The following is a 20709-nucleotide window of genomic DNA, read 5'->3' as shown; positions in this document are numbered from 1 at the left end:
TGATAACCCCGAACGGTACCCAAACCACTTGGAGTTTCAGGTAAGAAGGGTATAAGGTTTTCTTCTATACATTGGAAAGAGTATGAATAGCCAAGTGTTAACCATTGATCATTCACCTACCCCCACCCGGCTGTTTTGGCAGGGCACAGTCGCTATGCTGCCGTTGAGCATTGCGGTGTTACCTTGGGGTTTACTGGCCGGTTCGTTTGCGATTGAAGCAGGGTTGTCGGTCATCGAGAGCCAAGCCTTGTCTGCAATCTTGTTTGCTGGAGCGGCACAGTTAGTCGCTATCGGCATGTTTAAAACGGGGGCGGGGTTACTGAGTTTGTTGATAGCCACTTTTTTTATTACCTCACGCCATTTTCTGTACAGCGTATCAATGCGCAGCAAAATCAGCTCATTACCCTTGCGCTGGCGGCTGACACTGGGCTTTTTACTCACCGATGAGCTGTTTGCGATTTGCGGCGCGCAGTCCGACAAGCAGTTTAATCACTGGTATGCGTTAGGCGCAGGGCTGAGTTTTTATCTGATTTGGAATTTAGCCAGCTTGGTCGGCATTGTCGCAGGCAGCTATCTTCCCGATCTCAATCAGTGGGGACTGGAATTCGCGGTCGCCGCCACTTTCATCGCGATTGTGATCCCGAATATCAAAAGCTGGCCAGTGCTCATTTCGGTACTGACTGCCTTGTTGTTATCAGTGTCACTCAACGTGATGGGGATTGAAGGCAGCTTGATGTTCGCCAGTATTGGCGCAATGCTCACCGGCTATGGTGCTGAACGTTTATTAGGAGCTCGCTCATGATCATGCTTTCGATATTCGCGATGACGGCACTGGTGTTTCTCAGCCGTTATCTGTTTCTTGAACCTAAGCTACCCCTGCGTTTGAGCCCCACGTTGCAACGCTTACTTAGCTACTCGGGGCCTGCAGTACTCACCGCGATTTGGGCGCCGATTGTGTTTATGCCAGAAAAAACCTTGTGGTTAGAGTGGCACAACCCCTATCTTCTCGCCGCACTGCTTTCCGGTGTGCTGGCTTGGTTAAGCAAAAATGTCCTGCTGACGACCGTCGTGGGGATGGGGAGTTTCTTACTGCTCAAGCTGGTGGTATTGGCCTAAGCCCGTAAAAACGGGCTTAGTGTATGTTGGGCGAGAGGGTGAAAGCTCGGTTATTCCGCCAACCATTCCACTTCAATCAACGTCTGTTCACCACATTTCAGGCGGCCTACAAAACGGTCGCCGACATGCACTTCCCCAACGCCTTGTGGTGTGCCTGTCATGACCACATCACCATCATACAAAGTCGTGTATGAATTGAGTTCTCGGAGAATCACCTCTGGTGAGTAGATCATCTGCGCAACACCACCACACTGAACACGAACACTGTTGATATAGAGCTCCAGCTGTAAATCGGCAATCTTCATTCCATTAAGTGGTACAAAACGACTAAATACTGCAGAGCCATTAAACGCCTTGGCGCGCTCCCAAGGCAAACCCTTACCTTTCAAAGCCGATTGTAGTTCACGTTTCGTCAGGTCAAGCCCCAAACCAACCGCTTGATATTCTCCGTCATGCACCACAAAACAAATTTCCGTTTCATAATGCAAGGGCTCTTGATGGAATGCTTTCAGTGTTGAAGTAATGCTGCTGTTTGGTTTATTAAATACCACCATTTGATCTGGCAAGACATTATTTAATTCGCGGATATGTTCCACATAATTACGCCCAACACATAAGATTTTGGAGGGGTAGATTAACTCTTCACACAAACGGATCGCATTCATAATTCATCCTTGAAGCCAATAAGCAATTCAAAATCGGAAAGAGCAGAGTTTAACCGATTCAGTCAGTTAACCAATCATTCGCCACTTTTCTCTCTCAATATTCTGATCTTTCGCTCAATTATTCTGCAGAGTACCCGTTCATTTAAATTATGTAGAAATATCCGCGATATACACGAAATAAAAATGAAACAAATTTGTGACAAAAGTTCAATCAAAGTTTCATATGCATCATATACTTTACCTCGAGATAAATGACCGAGCAGCGAAGCTCATCAACGATGAATAAGGTATAAAAAATGAAAAAGACAGCAATGGCAGTCGCCGTTCTTTCCGCAGTGGTATCAGGTTCAACTTTGGCAGCAACCGTTTATGATGCTGAAGGCACCTCTCTAAACGTTGGTGGTCGTTTAGAGTTTCGTGGTGATTTCGGCGGCGCAAACATCAGCGGCAAAGAAATTGAAGGTTCAATGCAAAACAAGAGCCGTATGCGTTTGAATATTGCGGGTGAAACCGAGCTTTCTTCCAGCCTCAAAGGTTTCGGGTTCTGGGAAGCGTAGCAAACCGTTAAATCCTCTGCTGACAACGAGGCAAATAGCAGCTTCAAACAACGTTATATGTACGCTGGTATGAAAGGTGACTTCGGCGCAGTGTCTTTTGGCCGCCAAAATACAGCTGGTGTGCAAATCTCCGATATGTCTGATATCGCCACCTTTACTGGTGACCAAAAAGCCTTCATCAACTCAGGCAATGAGCAAGTAAACAATACATTCCTTTACGCCTACAACATGGATGCCCTCAAACTGAAAGCAAGCTACATTGCAGGAGAAGCTAAAGATACTGATGGCTATGGTATCTCTGGTATCTATTCTCTGCCTTTTGGTCTGGACATTGGTCTTGGTTACTCAGGTAACGACAACGGTGTAGGGGCTGGCTCTGCTGACCAAATCATCGCAGGTTTAGGCTACACCTTCGATGCGTTCTACTTAGGCGCGACCTACACTTCTGGCGACATCGATGACAAAACGAAAGAAGAGTTCGATGGTGTCGAAGTTTCTGCTCAATACAAATTTACTAAAGAGTTCCGTGTGATTGCGGCTTACCAAAACCGTCAAACGGAGCTGAGTAATGTTAAGACCGATGAATCCGATTTCTTCGAACTGACTGGTCGTTATGACTTCAACAAAAACTTCCGCTCTTACGTTGCGTATATGCTGAACAATTTGGATGACGACAAAGTGGGCTACAAAGTAGAAGATACCATTCGTCTTGGCTTACGTTACGATTTCTAATAACTCTGCCTTAACTCCTTAAATTGTCCTTGTTTGGCCAAGCGTAAGCTTGGCCTTTTTCATTGCAATATTTCGTTCTTGTAATACTCAAACGACTTGGTGTTGCAGGTAAACGATAAGTAAGCGAGCGCCGATGAGCATAGATAACCGATGTCATTGAGATAAACGAACGTAGCCAATACCGCTGTAACATAGAGCAGGCAGAGTATAAGCAACCGCAAACATTGGTTTTCCATACATTACAACGTATGATTCAGCCCAACTTTTCGACTACTTGCTTGATTCATGAGTATAAAACACCACCCAATCCAAGGTGCGCTTTGGATGCTGACTGCCGGTTTATCTTTCGCCGTTGTAAACAGTATTGCGCAATATGCCAGCATTGAATTTGGCCTCGCCTCTACTACCGTAGCACTGGTTCAATACGCCATTGCGATTGTTGTCATCCTGCCTTATCTCAAAACATTAGGCATTCGTCAGTCTCTCCATACACAGCGCTTTGGTGCACATTTGCTGCGCGTGTTTTTAGCCGTAATTGGAATTCAGCTCTGGCTATGGGCATTGGCCTACCCAGTGCCAATTTGGCAAGGCATCGCGCTATTAATGACTTCACCACTCTTTGCCACCATCGGCTCTGGATTGTGGTTACGCGAAAAAGTAGGCATGGCACGCTGGCTTGCTACCCTCACCGGTTTTATTGGCGCAATGATTATTTTAGAACCTTGGGCGGATGATTTTAACCTCGCCTCTTTACTGCCTGTGGGTGCGGCATTCTTTTGGGCATGCTACTCACTCATGGTGAAAAAGCTCTCAGCGCACGATTCTCCCTCCACTATGGTGGTCTATTTACTGCTGCTCATCACCCCATTTAACTTACTGCTTGCCCTCCCCGACTGGCAAATGCCAAGCGGCCAAACCTTATGGCTATTGTTGATCGGTGCAGGTGTGATGACAGCCCTAGCACAATGGTCGATTGCTAAAGCCTATGCCGTTGCAGATGCCTCCTTCGTGCAACCTTTTGATCACGCCAAACTACCGCTTAACGTATTTGCCGGATGGCTAGTATTTGGATGGGTTCCACCAGGTCGCTTATGGCTTGGGGCAGCGATCATTGTGCTTTCTGTGGCATTCATTACCCAGTGGGAAACAAAAAAATCTCGCCGTGAAATAAAAATGGCCTAGAACCTTTCCTATCTTTTAATGAAAAGATTTGTATGAGGAATACCTTGATGACGACACCCATTAAAGTAACACTTTACCGCTGGGCTGGCAGTTTTGGCCCATTTAAAGTCAACATCCCTTGTGGGGAATGCACGCTGACCAAAGATATTTTAGCCGATACCTTTGCCAATGAATTGGCTGGCATTCCGATTGAATTGGAAGTAAAAGATTGGCTTTCTTACTGGTGGGAACCCTTGAAGCTAGGCGCATGGCATGCGCCGATTGTGGTAGTAGCAGGCAAAGTGATCAGCCAAGGCGAAGCACTCAACCGTGGTGTCCTCGTGCAATCTATCATCAAAGAATGGGCGAAGCAGGACACTTTACAAGGCAATATTGTCTTTGGTAAAGCTACATGCCCTTACTGTGTGAAAGCCAAGCAATTGCTCGACAATGCAGGAATTGACTATCGCTATCACGATGTAGTGAAAGAAAGCGCAGCACTGTACCGCATGATCCCAGAAGTGAAAGCGATCATTGGCGAAAAAACACCGGTTACGGTTCCGCAAATCTGGTTGAACAGCCAATATATCGGTGGTTGTGACGCGTTAGAGAAATGGTTGAAAGACAATCCCCACTCCGTTCCTGATAATGTGGTTGAGCTAGAAAGCACACGTGTAGCTCCATAATCCAAAATTGTCGTTATCCAAATCAGCCAAACAAAAACGCCCCACAAATCTGTGGGGCGTTTTTCTTCGCCAACGTTTTTTGGTCTCGCTTCAGCCTGCAAAAATGCCACTTGAAAGCCTTAACCAAGCGAACTATTGACTGAATTTTTGACGTATTCTCTGCAATAAAGAACGCTTTTTCGTTTTGGTTTTGCCAAATTGAGCTTGGTGTATCGCTTGCTTAGCGATCAATTGACCAAGGTAAACCGAACCGAGTTCATTATTCATAGCGCATGCCTCTGTGCTGTTGAGTAACATTTGCGCTCAATATAACAGCGAAAAACAACAAAACAAGAATCAAGTCACATTTTTATGTAATTAAATTACAAGTTAACTGCGCTTGGGTTGTTTGTAAGTTTTACCTGCCGCTTGGTAAATCTCTTTTTGTTTAATATCGAAGAAACCTTCAAAGAACCACGCCACAAATTTCACCACATCATCGCCTTCATTCATTATGTGTTCAACGTACTCTTGCTCTTCACCCTGTTCATCCACTTCAGTTGTCACATGGTAAATGCGTTGCTCACCTTCCACTTCTGCTAAAGCAAACTGGCCAGAGAGTGACTGCGCCGCTTCGGCAATCGCTTCATCTTCACTGTTTTTCAGTAGCGTTAATGCCGCCGGTAAAGTGGTTTGCTCACATAAAAGTTTCACTAAAGATTCAAATTGGCTCTGCTGCATGGTGTTCCCCGTAAAAAGTGCTTCCCCGTAAAAATGAGCGCCGATTATATACACTTCTGCAATAAAACGTCAGCGAATCCTAGCTGCTGAAGCCGCATTGAATTTATGAAAGACAAAACGTGTCTTCTCCACCCTATTTAGAGCAAGTCAAAACAGCGAACTTGCATCCTCACTTTCGGAAAATTCATAGCAAGATTGTTGTTCAAAATGCAACAGAGTTATTTGTTGTGGCATATATATCAACAATAAACAGCCACATATAATCCAATCTGTTTTCAAAAACACCATGAATATAATTGGAGAATTAAATGAACAAACTAAAAACAATCAACCTTTCTTTGGTGATATCAGCAATATTAAGTGCAGCACCAGCAATGGCAGAAAGTCAATTTTTAGGTGATGAATACCAAGCAGGAAAAAATAAAGTTTCATTCCTCAGTGAAAATATACGTATTGCGGGTAACGTATTTCTTCCCCCTAATTACGATGAAAATAAAAATTATCGAGCGATTGTGGTTGTCACACCAGCGAGTGGTGTTAAAGAACAAACCGCTGGTATTTATGCAGAGAAAATGGCTAAAAAGGGGTTTATTACATTAGCATTTGATCACCGAACTTACGGTGAAAGTGGCGGTTATCCTCGTGGCATGGAAAACGCACCAATGAAAGTTGAAGACATAAAAAATGCTATTACATTTTTAAGTCATTTCCCTGGTGTTGATTCTGAACGAATTGGTTTATTGGGACTTTGTTCTGGCGCTGGCTATAGCCTCCAAGTCGCGACACAAGATACCCGGTTAGATTCAGTAGCAACCGTAAGCGGTTTCGTTGATTTTACTGATTACGGTATGGGAGGGGCGACTCAGTATATGGATGAACTCACGGGAAGTCCGGTCGAGCAGTACCGCCAACAAATTAAAATGGCGAGTGATGCAAGACAGAAATATTATGAAACCGGTGAAGTAGTGCTAGTGGATGGTATTCCATCGATGGAAAAAGCCAAGACCATGAATGAATTTTGGGTTCGAGCTGCAGATTACTATCGAAATCCTGAACGTGGTGGTGCCGCTGAAAATTATACCCCTCTGCGAGCGGCGATGTCCCTTGATACGCGATATGCTTTTAACCCATCTGAAAATATGGAACTGATTGGTGATACTCCATTTTTGGCTATCGTGGGAACCAAAGCACTTTCAGCTTATTTTAGTGAAGTAGCAGTAAAACGAGGCATTGAAGCAGGTAAAGATGCTCAGCTATTTAAAATTGAAGGAGCCCAACATTTTGATCTCTATGATCAAGAAAAATATGTTAATCAAGCAGTGAATAAACTAGATGATTTTTTCTTAAAAACGCTGCGCTAATTCTTTATTAATAAGCAAAACCACCATTTTATGGCATCATTCAATGGTGGTTTTCATTTACCTTTGGAGATATACGGCTTATCAACCATCACTTATCTCACTCTGAATATTATTGCTTCCAAGCAAATAGCAGTACACACAAACCTCCACCGCTTGTGAAAAGAATCATGTTGATGCCTGTGCGATACTCGACTGTGAATATGATTTCTTAGTAAGAATTAACACGGTGAGCATAGTACCGCTGACCATAATGTAAAACACGCCCATGGCCGTCTGAGTTGTCACCCAATGCTCCACTAAATAACCACCCAATAAGCCCGCAATCCCCATTTGAATTGAGCCAGAAAGTGCAGAAACAGAACCCGCTTGCGCTTTATGCGGCGACAGTAACAGCGTTGTAGCCAATGGGAAAGAGATCCCCTGTGCGATACTGAGCCAAGTAAATGCCCAAATAAGGTTGAAAACAGAAAACTCAGTCAGCAATAACCAGAGGCCAGAAAACACCATCAAGCTAATTGCACAGGCTAGTAACTGGCGCGCAGAAAACCGAGAGGTCAACATATTCACCAATAGGCTTCCTACCAGTAAACCTGCTGAAGGTATGATTAGGGTAGAACCATAATCCGCTGCCGTCATTCCGAGCTGTTTTTGCAACAAGAAGGGAAGAATCGACAATGTCACTAAACTGGCTAAATAGCTCAGCCAGTTATAACTCGCACTGCTGGTGACTTGGTGATTGGTCAGTAGTTTCGCATAATTCATCACAATCCCACGCCACTGAACGCGCCGCTTCGGGTAAGGCAGGGTTTCCGGCAAAATCAAAAAACCGAGCGTAAAAATTGCCCCGATATAGATCAGCACAAAAATAAACACCGATTGCCAACTCAAATGATAGGCCATCCAACCCCCGAGCACTGGCGCAATAATCGGCATGATCGACGCAGTAATCGACAAATACGAGAGCGCTTTGGTGAGATGAAAACCATCATAGCTGTCTCGCAACACACTACGCCCAAGTACCGAAGCACTGCCCGCCCCTAATCCTTGTAAAAGACGACCAAATTCAAGCGCTTGGAAGTGATCAGCCATCATCACACAAACGATCGTCCCAACCAGATAGATGCCTTGACCAAGCAAAAATGTGGGGCGTCTCCCTACCGCATCAGACAATGCACCATAGAACAACTGAGAACCGCCAAAGCCCAACAAAAACAGAGTGACGAGCATCTGCGCACTCGCTTGATCCACCTGTAAATCGCGGCTAATCAGAGGCAGTGAGGGTAAATAAATACTCACACCAACTTGGCCTGTCGCGATGATCATCATCGCAAGTAGCATAGGGGTGCGGCGAAAACGAGAAGATGTTTGTGCGTTCATAGCAGAGAGTCTATATTGGCAACTCTCATTTGATAATCTCGCAATTTGGAAATAAATTAGTTCCCAGTTGGAATGAATAAGGCAAAGAGATGGATTGGATCCAGAGCGTAAAAACCTACATCAAGGTGGTTGAAGAAGGTAGCTTCAATGGGGCCGCGCGCAAGCTCAACACCACCAGTTCTGCCGTCAGTAAACGCATTCACTGGCTTGAGGAACGTATTGGCGTACAACTGCTTAAACGTACTACACGATCTGTCACTCAAACGGAAGCCGGCGCACTATTTTATCAACGTGCAAAAACGCAACTGGAAAGCTGGCAATCGGTAGTGGATGAAACTCGCTCCGTCAATCAAACTCCAGCGGGATTACTGCGTATAGGTGCGACTCTGGCCGTTGGCTCTAAGTTTTTGATGCAGTATCTCGATGAATTTTTACAACGATATCCCGATATTCGTATTCAACTTATCACCACGACACCCGGGCAGTTACCTGAACTGCATCTTGATCTCTTCATCAGTCGCGAGATAGAACAGCTCAATTCACTCAGTTTTAAGGCTACGCCGCTGTTTGAGCATCAAGCTGGGTTTTACGCCTCTCCTAGTTATCTACAAAAGCAGGGCACCCCAAAAACATTACAAGAATTGACTCAACACAATGTGTTGTGTTGGGGGGAACAAACATTCCGAGAAGTGAAGAATGCGCAAGGCAAGCGCATTACCTTAACGGGAAATTTTGCTACCACCAACCCTGAAGCATTATTTTATGCGGGGAAATCGGGAATGGGTGTCATTGTAACTGGCCACATCATGATTAAAGAGGAGCTAAAACAAGGAAACTTGATGAGAATTTTACCGGATATCACTGTCGATGAAGCCACGGTATACGCTTACTATCCCAAACTGGAATATCAGCACACTCGCACTCGACTCTTTGTGGATTATCTTAAAGAGAAGCTGACACACAGCAAAGCATTCACCTAATATGCCCTGAAAATAGAAGAGAAGGCGTACACCATGGGCATGCCTTTTCTTTCCCAACCAAAACGTGCTGTATTAACCACTATTAAAGATAACTTTAAGAAAAAATAATTCATTCATTCATTCAAACTAACCAATTGAATTTGAATTCGATCTCATTTCTGATGCAAATTGGCTTTGGAATTTGTAGTGGAAAAAGCGCCAAGTCTCATCAATAGTAACTGTGTGCATATAAGAATTTATTTCAAATAAACACATTCATTTGTCAGTCAAGGCTAAAAGAGATCAAAAGTATGACAAGCACTCAACTTATCGCTGAAGAACTGAGTCTGGATGCCATACACCATTTCAATGGACTTTGTGGCCCAGAGCTGCTCACACAAATCACCCAGTTTTTACATCGCACTTTTAATAGCCACAGCTCAATGATTATAGAGTTAGATAAACTGCGTTATCGTGCGCAAAATTTGTGCTGCGCCAGCCTAGAACCGAGCAGTTTAGACCCCTATTACGAGCTGAAAGGCACCCCTTGTGAGCAAGTTGGTATAAAAAAACAACCTTATTGCTTATATACCAGTAAAGTCGCAGAGCTTTTCCCTACTGATACCTATCTGGTCGAAAACCGCATTGAGGCTTATCTTGGCATTCCCATCTACCTATCTAACGGTGAAAATTACGGAGTCTTACTCTCTACCTTTACTCGCCCGTTAGAGGAGATGACGCATCTGGTGCTAATCCATCAGGTTTTGGCGCAGATCATTGCCCATGATTTGGAATGTAAACAGATAGAAGCGCGCTCGCAAAGCCTAGTTAATCAACTGCGCCATGAGATTTCCCACGATAGTCTAACTGGGTTAATGAATCGCAATGATTTAGCAGAAAAACTTTCTACTTTCATTCAAGAAGGACAACAGCATTTCACTTTAGCCTTCCTCGACATTGATGAATTCCGCTCAATTAACGACCTGTACGGACACTACATTGGGGATTTGGTGTTGAAGTTTGTCGCTGATGCTATCGCAAAAGCAGTACCTGAAGAACATCTCGCCTTTCGTATCGCAGCCGATGAATTTGCTTTTATAACCACCGATCGTGAACCGATGAAAGTCTGTCAAAGCATACTCAATTTACTGGCGCAAGACTTCGTCAATCAAGAGCTACAGATTAAAGTCAGCGTAAGCATAGGGATTGCTAAATACAATGGTGAAAAAGTAACGGCAGACCAATTGCTGTTCAATGCCAGTCTTGCTCTAAAAGAGTGTAAGCGAAACCATAACACTAAAATTCGTTTCTACGATACGTTACTGAGCAACCAGTACTATCGGCGAACACAGATTATCGATGCGTTGCGACATGAATTGAGTAAGCCCTTTCATCAAACAGAGCTGTATGTCGTGGCACAACCGATAGTAAAAAGGAACCAACAAGATTGGCGCTATTTTGAGATTTTAACCCGTTGGAAAAGCAGTTTGCTTGGTTTTGTCTCTCCGATCGAGTTTATTGAAGCCGCCGAACAATCTGGTTTAATTATCGAACTGGGAGAACAGATACTTGAATTGGCTTGCATAGCCAAATCCGAATTAGAGCAGGGGCTAGGGCATAAAGTTCGTTTAAGCATCAATTGCTCCGCTGATGAACTCACCAATTCCAACCGCTACCTTGAGTACTTATTAAAAACGCTCAATAAATATGGCTATCAGCCTGATGAGTTTACAATTGAACTCACTGAAACCGTACTGCTATCAAAAGCAGTAGAAGCACGCAGCATCTTAACAATATTGCGCGAGCTCGGTTTTAAAATTGCCTTGGATGATTTTGGAACTGGCTATTCAAGCTTGAACTACATTCACAGCTACCCGATTGACTGCATCAAAATTGATGCAACCTTTGTCCATAATCTACTAACGAATCAAACCGCTGAAAGCGTTGTCTGGCTGATTATTCAACTTGCCAATCAACTCAAACTCGACTTGGTCGCAGAAGGCGTAGAAAACCAGCAAGCCTTAGACAAACTCTACCAAATGGGTTGTGAACAGATTCAGGGTTATTACTTCAGTAAACCAGAGCTGCCTTCTAAAATTGTTAAACAATGGCAGCAGAAAACTTCTCACCTCCCCCCCAAAGCTCAAGCCAGCAACAACTAGCACTAGAGCCAGCAAAAACAACAAAGCCCCAAACTGGGGCTTTGTGATAATAAACATCGCGATTATTGAGAGGCTAACATACTTTCTTGACGAGCAAGCATTTGATCCAGCTCTTTACGCTTCGCCACAAATTGCGACATCTCTTTCTTTGGCACAGAACTCGCCATAGGGATGTTCGCCTTCATCGCGTTCACCGCTCGGCCACGAACAATTAATTCATAGTGAAGATGTGGTCCCGTCACACGCCCTGTATTGCCAGATAAACCAATACGCTGGCCACGTGATACTTTCTGGCCTTTCTTCACCAAAATTTTGCTCATGTGCAGGTAGCGGGTCATATAAGTGCTACCGTGTTGAATCACCACATAGTTACCCGCATAAGGGTGGCTACGTGTCATCACGACTACGCCATCACCCGAAGAATAAATTGGCGTACCAATCGGCATGGCGAAGTCTGTACCGTTGTGAGGCGCAACTCGTTTAGTTACAGGATGCAGGCGCTTCGGATCAAAATTCGATGAAATACGCCACTTACTATCGACCGGATATCGTTGGAAAGCACGCTGTAAACTTTCACCATTCTTATCGTAGTACTGACCATCTTGATGCAAATAAGCGGTGATCTCTTTGCCTCGATTGAAAATCTTAATCGCCTGAATCTCAGAATTACCCGTGAGCTTTTCACCAACAAACTGGCGCGACAACACAACTTCAAAACGATCACCACTACGCAGATCTCGTCCAAAATTGATTTTGTCTTTTAATAACGTAACGATTTGGTCCACATCAGCAGCACCCAATCCTGCACGGCTCGCAGAAACAGAAAAACTTCCATCCACATCACCGATCAGTGGTTCCACTTTCCATGTGCCGGGGATTTTACGCTCTTCAAATTCATAGTTACCATCATTAAGACGTGTATAAACCGCGCGATCAACCAAGCTAAACTCAAGCTCCATCTTGCTCAGTGTATTGTCTTTTCCTTTCCAGAAGCGCAGCACGTTACCAGGTCTCAACGTATCGAGAGCTAAGTAGTTCAAGTCAGTTTCCATGACTTTCATCAGCTCGGTATAAGCAAAGCCAAGCTGACTGAAGATTGTACTCAGATTATCGCCCGGTTTAATCTCATACTCATAATCTGGATGACCCGCTCGGTAGACTTCTGTCTGCTCAGCCGCGGACTCTGCGGTTGAGAAAGGAACTAATGCGGACTCAGGAAGAGAGAGCTCAATTCGTTGTTGCCGAATCGGACTGTTTAGCGAAGTTGTGATCGCTGCCACAGCCAAAAGCGGCAAACCTACCAATGTCACCTTCTTTCGCATTGAGAGCTCAGAAAATCGCAAAATAATAGATTTAGATGTCACTCATTTACCTGTGGAGAAAAGTCAAAATTAGCCCAAGAGTAAGGGTTTCAGCACGGCTTGTCACCTGTGCTTGCGTCAATTTAAAGCAAAAAAGGCACGTCAGTGCCTTTCAAAAATAGAAGATTTTGTGTGGTAGCAGCAACTTACTTGTTTGTGATTTTTTAGCCTTTCGTTTAAAAATGCTACTCAAATCACTGATAAGTGGTCAGCAGACAGTTCTCTTCCCCAAAACCATTGGCGATGTATTGATCTGCATGGGGGTCATTCACCCATTCTTGTTGGTTGAGTAGATAGCGAAATTGAAATTCGCGATCTTTCGGCAAACGTGTTTTGAATTTGAACGTACCCGATTTGGCCACTTTTTTCATCGGCTCGGGCTGCCAATCTAAAAAATCTGCCACAATCGCCACTTCAGATGCCGCATGATGTGCATCACATTCAAAAGTAACTTCAACTTCATCTTTTGTTTTAAGAAACTTCTTGTTAATCATGTCAAACTCCATTTTTGAACAAAAAACAGCCAACCAAAGGAATGATAGGTAATTTGCCCTCTATACTCAACCTGCAATCTGTCAATTGGATGCATATTGGTAAAATAAACTGAATTTCCATTTTTCAACATGCAATTCCAATTAATTATCGAGTTTCTGGTAAACAAGGAGAAAATGCCAAGTTACACGAAGTTAATCACATGAAATTAAAAGATTAATATTCTAAACACACCACGATAGTGACCTGCCTGCTATGCTGAAAGTATCCCTTTACAGCCTATAAAATGGGCGTAGAATCCTCGGCGTTTTCATTTCCCTATTTTTATTAAGGTGATCAACTATGTTTGCCATCTATGAATCCTATAAAGCCGGTCTGTTGCAACCTAAGCATTGGGTCAACAACATTACAGCAGGATTGATAGTTGGGGTGGTAGCACTACCATTAGCCATGGCTTTTGCGATAGCTTCTGGGGTGAAACCAGAACAAGGAATTTATACCGCAATCATCGCGGGGATCATTGTTTCCCTATTTGGTGGTTCACGCGTACAAATCGCCGGCCCAACCGGCGCGTTTATTGTTATTCTTGCTGGCATTGTGGCTGAGCATGGTATTGCTGGATTACAGATCGCAACAATTATGGCGGGCTTTATTCTGGTTATTCTCGGCTTAGCTCGTTTAGGCAGCATAATCCGTTATATTCCCGATCCCGTGATCGTTGGTTTTACCTCCGGTATTGGCGTAATCATCTGGGTGGGTCAATGGCGTGATTTCTTTGGCTTGCCAGAAATTAAAGGCGAGCACTTCCATCAGAAACTGATCGCGATTTTTCACGCTTTTCCACAGCTCCACCTCACAACAACCTTACTCGCGATCTTATCTTTAGCTTTGGTGATTTTGGGCCCTAAAATTCCAAAACTCTCCAAGATCCCTGGACCTCTGTTGGCGTTAGTGGTTGTTACTTCACTACAATACGTCATTGGTTTCGAAGGTGTGAGAACGATTGGTTCCGCATTTGGTGGTATTCCGCAAGGTCTACCTGAGTTTGCTTTACCGGATGTTAGCCTGAGCCAAATGATCCAACTGATTGGCCCCGCGTTTGCGATTGCGATGTTGGGTGCTATTGAATCCTTACTTTCTGCAGTCGTGGCCGATGGCATGGCGGGTACAAAACACAACTCTAACCAAGAATTAGTCGGACAAGGCGTTGCTAACATTATTACCCCTTTATTTGGCGGTATTGCTGCTACAGGGGCAATTGCCCGTACTGCCACCAACATTCGTAATGGTGGTACCAGCCCGATTGCCGGGGTGATGCACGCGTTAACTCTCGTGATCATTCTGTTGGTATTGGCTCCTTTAGCGGTGAATATTCCTCTAGCCACACTGAGCGCTATTTTGTTTGTCGTGGCTTGGAATATGAGTGAAGCCCCTCATTTTGTTCAACTGGCAAAACGTGCACCGCGCGCGGATGTTGCGATTTTGCTACTCACCTTTGGTTTGACGGTATTTGCAGATCTGGTCGTGGCCGTCAATATCGGTGTGATCATTGCCATGTTGCACTTTGTGAAACGCATGGCCTCCAGTGTTGAAGTAAAAGCCAACGGTTCGCAAGATATGAACTATGAACTTGCGCAGCAAGGCAAAACCGCGCTGCCTCGTGAACTCGCAGTGTACGCACTAGAAGGGCCTTTCTTTTTTGCGGCAGCAGAAACCTTTGAACGTGTTATGAGCAGTATTCAAGAAACACCACAGATACTGATCTTGCGTTTAAAGTGGGTGCCATTTATGGATATCACCGGTATTCAAACGCTAGAAGAGATTATCCAAAGCTTCCATAAACGTGGTATTAAGGTTCTGATTTCAGGGGCGAATCCGCGAGTTTCTCAGAAACTGATCAAGGCGGGCATAGTTGGCCTAGTGGGAAAACAGAATGTTTATCCTGCTTTTGAAGGTGCACTCAACGCAGCTTTAACTGAAATCGACAATGCATCCAGCACCACTCCCAATATCACTGAATAAAAAAGGTGTGGGTTTAATCTAATTTACGCTTACGCTTTAAGTAACAAGCCCTCTGTTTTACTGAGGGCTTTTTTGCTTCTAATTTGCTTCTAACTATCTGCTTTCTCGCTACAGAAATCCCTTGCCCAATCACGCCTTGTAGCCCTCTCTATTCTCCAGCCGATGATTGATTTAACAATAAACATACAAAAACCCATCATAAGCTGAAACATCAGCAAATAAATTTGAATGCATACCCAAAATAAATGAATAGTATTGCGAATGGTTGCAAAAATAGCTATTCTTGCGCCCGCTGACTAAATACGGAAGTACAGTGAATTTTTATGCCATGGATAGCTCAGTTTCACCCGTTCCGTGCGTCTGAACGACGCAATAATCAATGCAGTAAGAGATAGAGACAACGAATGCAAGATAACGCGCAAACCCTAGAGCCACCTGTAAAAAGTCACTCTGGCAATCTCTGGATGTTCCTGATCCCCTCTTTGATCGGGCTTTTCCTGTTTATGGCCCCGATCAGTTACGATGGGTCGTTCACCATTCCGGTTGCCGTATTGGCAAAATCGGTGCAAGCGCTATTTGGTGATTCGCTTGTCACTGTCGTCACTGTGATTATTGCGTTTATGTCAGCCGCTTCTGTTGTCACAAAAATCTTTCAACCAAGTTGGGGCACAAGTCGCCCTTTTTTAAACAGTCTGTTTAACCCTTCTTGGCTTTGGTTGGCGGTGCGCGTGATTGGTGGTGTCGCCGTCATCATGACTTTTTTCCAGATTGGCCCGAAAGCGATATGGGAAGAAAACACCGGTGGCTTGGTCTTAGAAGGTCTGCTACCAACTCTGTTTTCTGTGTTTATTTTTGCAGGCCTACTGCTACCACTGCTGCTCAATTTCGGCTTATTAGAACTGTTTGGCAGCCTACTTAGCAAAGTGATGCGTCCGGTATTTAACTTGCCTGGTCGCAGCGCGATTGACTGTATGGCGTCATGGCTTGGGGATGGTAGCGTGGGTATTTTGCTCACCAGTAAACAGTACGAAGAAAAATTTTACACTCAGCGTGAAGCCGCTGTGGTGGGTACCACGTTTTCTGCTGTTTCAATCACGTTTAGCCTTGTTGTGATTGCCCAAGTTGAGCTTGAGCATCTCTTCTTGCCTTTTTATGGTGCCGTCTGTTTAGCCGGTTTTGTGGCCGCTGTGGTGATCCCCCGCCTTCCGCCTTTGTCATGGAAAAAAGATACCTATATCGATGGTAGCAAGCCGCATCCGGATGCTGATGCGATCCCTGAAGGTCATACTGCTTTCTCTTGGGGTATGGAGTTAGCTTTAGCCAAGGCCGCCAAAGTCAGCTCGGTGAAATCAGTAATTGGCGAAGGCGTACGCAATGCCATTGATATGGTATTCGGTGTACTTCCTGTCGTCATGGGACTAGGCACTATTGCTTTGGTTGTCGCGGAATACACCTCAGTCTTCTCGCTACTTGGCCAGCCCTTTATTCCTTTCTTGGAACTGCTTGGTGTTCCAGAAGCCGTTGCCGCATCAAAAACCATTGTCGTGGGTTTTGCAGATATGTTTATTCCCGCTATTTTGGCCGCATCGATCGACAATGAGATGACACGTTTCGTGATTGCCGCAATGTCCGTGACCCAGCTGATTTATATGTCTGAAATTGGGGCGCTGTTGCTTGGCAGCCGCATTCCAGTCAACATTTTTGAGCTGTTTATCATTTTCATTCTTCGCACCCTAATCACTTTGCCTGTGATTGCCGCAGTAGCACACCTTTTGTTCTAAGTTGTCTCCCATTTAAGAAGCGCCATAGCAATGGCGCTTTTCTTGCTTTATTTCTCATTTCTGAGTCTTTATATCATTAGTATTGTTAATATTGGTGATTTTCATTTCACTCATCTCCGCCTATAATTCAACCAATTAAGAAACTAACCACAGAGTTATCAGCGGCAAACCATTTGCTCGGTTGACTTTGTGCGTCATGTATCGCGTAACAGCAGTAACCATTCTCTCGCCAAGCTAAAGCCACAATAAAGAAGTCGGGAGATCAAATGTCAAACAGCACGGAATAACAAATCATGAGATGGATGTTGCTGATATTGGCCTTGTTGTGCAGCTCCTTAACTTATTCGTCTGAGATTACGATACAAGTTGCGGACTCACCCACTAAGGTTTTGTCACTCAAAACATTAGCCACTGAGCTACCAAAGACGACGTTTACCACCCACCTACCTTGGCTAGAGGGCTCACATCGTTTCACTGGTTTTAAAGTGAGTGATTTGTTGGCTTACTTACAGCTCGAGCAAGCAAATTCAGTGACCTTTATGGCATTGAATGACTATGCTGCTAATATTTCAATAAAAGATATTAATCAATATGCACCGATTGTGGCGTATGAGATGGATGGAAGCGAAATGCAAATACGCAACAAAGGGCCATTTTGGTTGGTGTATAACTTAGATCAGAATCCTAAACTCAAGGATCCTGTTTATTACACCCATATGGTTTGGCAAATTAGCCATATCCTTATTCATAAGAAGCCATGAATACACAAACTCAAAAAACACTTCACCCGCTAATTCTGCACGCGAAGACATTGCTAATTGTCATGTCAGCCATACTGATTCTGGCTAACCTCTACGTGCTCAATACCACTCGTGAGCTTTCTAAATCCTATTCTTCACAAACCAATCAAGCGATCTGGTTTTTATTCCAACTCAATAAAGAGTTCACGGAAATGCTGTCTATCGCGCCTTATTTACTGGAATCGCAAACAAACCGCCAACAAGTCATGGTGAAGTATGAACTGACTTGGAGCCGCTTTGACTTGATCCTCAATAGTCCAGAAGCGGATGGCATTATCGGGATGCCCAATACCCGTGCATTTTTCCAATCCGCATTCGCTCGTTTTAAACAACTTGAGCCATTACTGTTGGCAGTTAATAACCCCGAAAGCCTGCAAAATTTTGTTTCTGCTAGCCAAAATGAATTGGATATTTTCATCCAATTTATTAATCGTACATTTGGGGTACAAAGCCCACTGTACATGGAACAGAAGGAGCAAGTGAATTACCTCAGCCGGATTCAGATTATGCTGATGTTGCTGATGTTTGGCTGTGCGGGTGTGGTCAGTTTCATTTTGCACAAAGAAGCCGCTTACCACCGGATTTTGGCTTTAACCGATCCTTTAACGGGTTTGGAAAACCGCACCGCAATGTTCACCGAGTTAGAGCGCTATCGCCGTAGCGGTGGATTTTCGCTGTTTTTGATTGACCTTAACGGCTTTAAACAGGTCAACGATACCCATGGCCACCAAATGGGAGATGCGGTACTCAAACAAGTCGCGTACCGCTTAACACATTGTATTCCTGCGCTTGATTATCGAGTATTTCGGATGGGAGGTGATGAATTTGCCTTGATCCTGAGCAGCATTAATTCAACAGAGCAGATGATGATGCAACGTATGATTAAAGAGTGCTTCAACCAAGATTTTGCCATTAGTGATAATTTGCAAGCGAAGCTCAGCACTAGCGTGGGATTTAGTACCTATCCACTTGATTCCACCAATTTGAGCCAACTGATTTATCTGGCTGACCAGAATATGTATGAAATGAAATTCCTACAAAAAAGCCCCTCATCGTGAGGGGCAAAGTTTACCATCGCTTATAGTTATAATCTGTTTATGTTCATTAACCGAAGTCACCATTAACGTAGCCGCGAGTACGATCATCACGTGGGTTACTGAAGATCACTTGCGTATCATCATGCTCCACCAATTCTCCCATCAAGAAGAATGCAGTACGGTCAGAAATTCGGCGGGCTTGCTGCATCGAGTGCGTCACAATCACAATGGTGTAGTTCTTCTTCAGATCTTCCATCAACTCTTCGATTTTGTGCGTTGCAATAGGATCGAGTGCCGAAGTCGGCTCATCCATCAAAATCACATCGGGTTCCATCGCTATCGTGCGTGCAATACACAAACGCTGTTGCTGACCGCCTGATAAACCAAATGCATGAGACTTAAGGCGATCTTTCACCTCATCCCACAACGCGGCACCACGCAATGAGCGCTCAACCACTTCATCGAGATGCTTTTTGTCTTTAATCCCTTGCGCACGTAGGCCATACGCTACGTTTTCATAAATGCTCATAGGGAATGGATTCGGCTTTTGGAACACCATGCCAACTCGAATGCGTAGGTCTGACACATCGATATTGCCATACACATCTTGTCCATCCATGGTCAGCTTGCCCGTAATGGTCACACCTTCAATCAGATCATTCATGCGATTCAGGCAGCGCAACAGGGTTGATTTACCACAGCCAGATGGGCCAATCAGCGCCGTCACTTGACGGGTTGGAATTGGCAGATTGATCGATTTTAGCGCTTGGTTCGCACCGTAGAACAGGTCAAGATTTTCGATATTGAGTTTGGTTGTTTTCATTGTGTTATCTCTAAATTCTGTCAGGGACTTAGTAAGTCGCAGTATTGAATCGTTTGGCGATGAGCTTGGTGACCGTGTTGATCAGCAAGACGACAACAATCAGTACAGTTGCGGTGCCATAAGCTTGATTCCACTCTTCAATAGTGAACAACTCCGTGGTCAGCTTGTATAGGTGGACGGTCAACGTACGTCCTGAATCGAGCAACGTATCTGGAATACGAGCCACCATACCTGCAGTCAAAAATACTGGGGCAGATTCACCAATCACTCGGCCAATACTCAAAATGACAGAAGTTAAAATCCCCGGCATCGCACTTGGCAAAATCAGCCGACGGATAGTGTAAATTTTCGAAGCGCCCAATCCATAAGAGCCTTCACGAAACGTTTGCGGTACCGCCATTAACGCTTCTTCTGTGGTACGAATAATCACCGGTAGGATCAAAATACTCAGCGTCAAAGCACCGGAGAGAATCGAAAAACCAAGACCTAAAATTGCGACAAAGAAAGTCATACCGAACAGACCGAAGATGATCGACGGAATCCCTGCCAGTGACTCAGTACAAAAACGGATAATTTTGACTAAACGGCTGCCCACTTTGGCATATTCCGTTAAGTAAATGGCCGTCATGATGCCAATCGGCGCCGCCACCGCGATAGACGCTACCACCATGTACAAGGTAGAGATGATCATCGGGAAAATGCCGTGTTCATCACCCGTATGGGTGTAGTTGTCAGTAATAAACTTCCAGTTAACGTGTTGTAAGCCGTTAGACAGGATGTACCAAATAATCCAGAACAGGAAGCCGACAGTCAGCGCTGCTGAGATCCAGATAAAAGCACGCAGGATATTGTCTTTCAATACACGCGCTTGTTTGAGTTTTACGCGATCCATAGCCA

Annotated in this window: 19 protein-coding genes and 1 pseudogene; 12 read left to right on the top strand and 8 right to left on the bottom strand. The window is 44.5% G+C overall.

The features are described 5' to 3' along the window. The first annotated feature begins 82 nt into the window (after positions 1 to 82). Both VOA_RS0117870 and VOA_RS08650 read left to right on the top strand, forming a co-directional pair. A complete protein-coding gene (locus VOA_RS0117870; RefSeq protein WP_001088321.1) occupies positions 83 to 802 on the top strand; it encodes an AzlC family ABC transporter permease in 720 nt (239 codons plus the stop codon). Then, positions 799 to 1116 (top strand): AzlD domain-containing protein, encoded by a 318-nt coding sequence (locus VOA_RS08650; protein ID WP_000605633.1) that lies wholly within the window; start codon positions 799 to 801, stop codon positions 1114 to 1116. The genes VOA_RS0117870 and VOA_RS08650 overlap by 4 nt, the downstream gene beginning before the upstream one ends. 50 nt (positions 1117 to 1166) lie before the next feature. Here the strand turns inward: VOA_RS08650 and VOA_RS08655 are convergent, their stop codons facing one another. After that, on the bottom strand, positions 1167 to 1781 hold the full coding sequence (locus VOA_RS08655) for a fumarylacetoacetate hydrolase family protein (protein ID WP_000991747.1): 615 nt from the start codon (positions 1779 to 1781) through the stop codon (positions 1167 to 1169). 296 nt (positions 1782 to 2077) lie between these two features. Here VOA_RS08655 and VOA_RS0117865 point away from each other — a divergent pair. The 3 genes and pseudogenes from VOA_RS0117865 (at position 2078) to VOA_RS08665 (ending at position 4917) form a co-directional block, all read left to right on the top strand. Next, positions 2078 to 3070, top strand: a pseudogene (locus VOA_RS0117865) (porin). A 324-nt stretch (positions 3071 to 3394) separates the two neighbouring features. After that, on the top strand, positions 3395 to 4252 hold the full coding sequence (locus VOA_RS08660) for a DMT family transporter (protein WP_000954347.1): 858 nt from the start codon (positions 3395 to 3397) through the stop codon (positions 4250 to 4252). 47 nt (positions 4253 to 4299) lie between these two features. Continuing rightward, on the top strand, positions 4300 to 4917 hold the full coding sequence (locus VOA_RS08665; protein ID WP_000211012.1) for a glutaredoxin domain-containing protein: 618 nt from the start codon (positions 4300 to 4302) through the stop codon (positions 4915 to 4917). 132 nt (positions 4918 to 5049) lie between these two features. Here VOA_RS08665 and VOA_RS20345 read toward each other — a convergent pair whose 3' ends face one another. Both VOA_RS20345 and VOA_RS08675 read right to left on the bottom strand, forming a co-directional pair. Further along, positions 5050 to 5184: a hypothetical protein gene (locus VOA_RS20345; protein WP_009355947.1), complete on the bottom strand. Its 135-nt coding sequence runs from the start codon at positions 5182 to 5184 to the stop codon at positions 5050 to 5052. 102 nt (positions 5185 to 5286) lie between these two features. Further along, on the bottom strand, positions 5287 to 5637 hold the full coding sequence (locus VOA_RS08675; RefSeq protein WP_001187745.1) for a hypothetical protein: 351 nt from the start codon (positions 5635 to 5637) through the stop codon (positions 5287 to 5289). 308 nt (positions 5638 to 5945) lie between these two features. Between VOA_RS08675 and VOA_RS08680 the strand changes: the two genes are divergently transcribed. Beyond that, entirely contained in the window at positions 5946 to 6998 is a 1053-nt protein-coding gene (locus VOA_RS08680) for an alpha/beta hydrolase (protein ID WP_001037588.1), read from the top strand. Between the two features lie 165 nt (positions 6999 to 7163). On the opposite strand, the gene VOA_RS08685 is transcribed toward VOA_RS08680, so the two are convergent. Continuing rightward, a complete protein-coding gene (locus VOA_RS08685; protein WP_000993849.1) occupies positions 7164 to 8375 on the bottom strand; it encodes a multidrug effflux MFS transporter in 1212 nt (403 codons plus the stop codon). An 89-nt stretch (positions 8376 to 8464) separates the two neighbouring features. Here VOA_RS08685 and VOA_RS08690 point away from each other — a divergent pair, with 89 nt between their 5' ends. Together VOA_RS08690 and VOA_RS08695 are read left to right on the top strand one after the other, a co-directional pair. Then, positions 8465 to 9355 carry a LysR family transcriptional regulator gene (locus VOA_RS08690; protein ID WP_000383816.1) on the top strand — a complete coding sequence of 297 codons (891 nt, stop codon included), beginning with the start codon at positions 8465 to 8467 and terminating at the stop codon, positions 9353 to 9355. 290 nt (positions 9356 to 9645) lie between these two features. After that, on the top strand, positions 9646 to 11496 hold the full coding sequence (locus VOA_RS08695) for a putative bifunctional diguanylate cyclase/phosphodiesterase (protein ID WP_000204838.1): 1851 nt from the start codon (positions 9646 to 9648) through the stop codon (positions 11494 to 11496). A 62-nt stretch (positions 11497 to 11558) separates the two neighbouring features. On the opposite strand, the gene VOA_RS08700 is transcribed toward VOA_RS08695, so the two are convergent. Together VOA_RS08700 and VOA_RS08705 are read right to left on the bottom strand one after the other, a co-directional pair. Then, a complete protein-coding gene (locus VOA_RS08700; protein ID WP_001228054.1) occupies positions 11559 to 12818 on the bottom strand; it encodes a peptidoglycan DD-metalloendopeptidase family protein in 1260 nt (419 codons plus the stop codon). 233 nt (positions 12819 to 13051) lie between these two features. Next, a complete protein-coding gene (locus VOA_RS08705) occupies positions 13052 to 13351 on the bottom strand; it encodes an isoamylase early set domain-containing protein (RefSeq protein ID WP_000608710.1) in 300 nt (99 codons plus the stop codon). 340 nt (positions 13352 to 13691) lie between these two features. Here VOA_RS08705 and VOA_RS08710 point away from each other — a divergent pair, with 340 nt between their 5' ends. The 4 genes from VOA_RS08710 to VOA_RS08720 all read left to right on the top strand — a co-directional run bounded on the left by VOA_RS08710 (position 13692) and on the right by VOA_RS08720 (position 19010). Beyond that, complete coding sequence (locus tag VOA_RS08710) at positions 13692 to 15371, top strand: SulP family inorganic anion transporter (protein ID WP_000457406.1); 1680 nt, start codon at positions 13692 to 13694, stop codon at positions 15369 to 15371. A 404-nt stretch (positions 15372 to 15775) separates the two neighbouring features. Then, positions 15776 to 17152, top strand: coding sequence for a YjiH family protein (locus VOA_RS08715; protein WP_001153663.1), 1377 nt, complete (start codon positions 15776 to 15778; stop codon positions 17150 to 17152). 293 nt (positions 17153 to 17445) lie between these two features. Beyond that, positions 17446 to 17913, top strand: coding sequence for a molybdopterin-dependent oxidoreductase (locus tag VOA_RS0117860; protein WP_032468237.1), 468 nt, complete (start codon positions 17446 to 17448; stop codon positions 17911 to 17913). Continuing rightward, positions 17910 to 19010, top strand: a complete 1101-nt coding sequence (locus tag VOA_RS08720) for a GGDEF domain-containing protein (RefSeq protein ID WP_001097207.1) — start codon at positions 17910 to 17912, stop codon at positions 19008 to 19010. The genes VOA_RS0117860 and VOA_RS08720 overlap by 4 nt, the downstream gene beginning before the upstream one ends. Before the next feature lie 46 nt (positions 19011 to 19056). Here the strand turns inward: VOA_RS08720 and pstB are convergent, their stop codons facing one another. Further along, positions 19057 to 19812, bottom strand: coding sequence for a phosphate ABC transporter ATP-binding protein PstB (pstB, locus tag VOA_RS08725; protein ID WP_000858917.1), 756 nt, complete (start codon positions 19810 to 19812; stop codon positions 19057 to 19059). A 28-nt stretch (positions 19813 to 19840) separates the two neighbouring features. Then, complete coding sequence (pstA, locus tag VOA_RS08730; protein ID WP_009355943.1) at positions 19841 to 20704, bottom strand: phosphate ABC transporter permease PstA; 864 nt, start codon at positions 20702 to 20704, stop codon at positions 19841 to 19843. Positions 20705 to 20709: the final 5 nt, after the last annotated feature.

Origin of the sequence: Vibrio sp. RC586 (assembly GCF_000176715.1) — a bacterium.
In the GTDB taxonomy this organism is placed as follows: Bacteria; Pseudomonadota; Gammaproteobacteria; order Enterobacterales; family Vibrionaceae; genus Vibrio.
The sequence above is the reverse complement of the archived record's forward strand: the minus strand, read 5'-3'. Positions and strand labels throughout refer to the sequence as shown.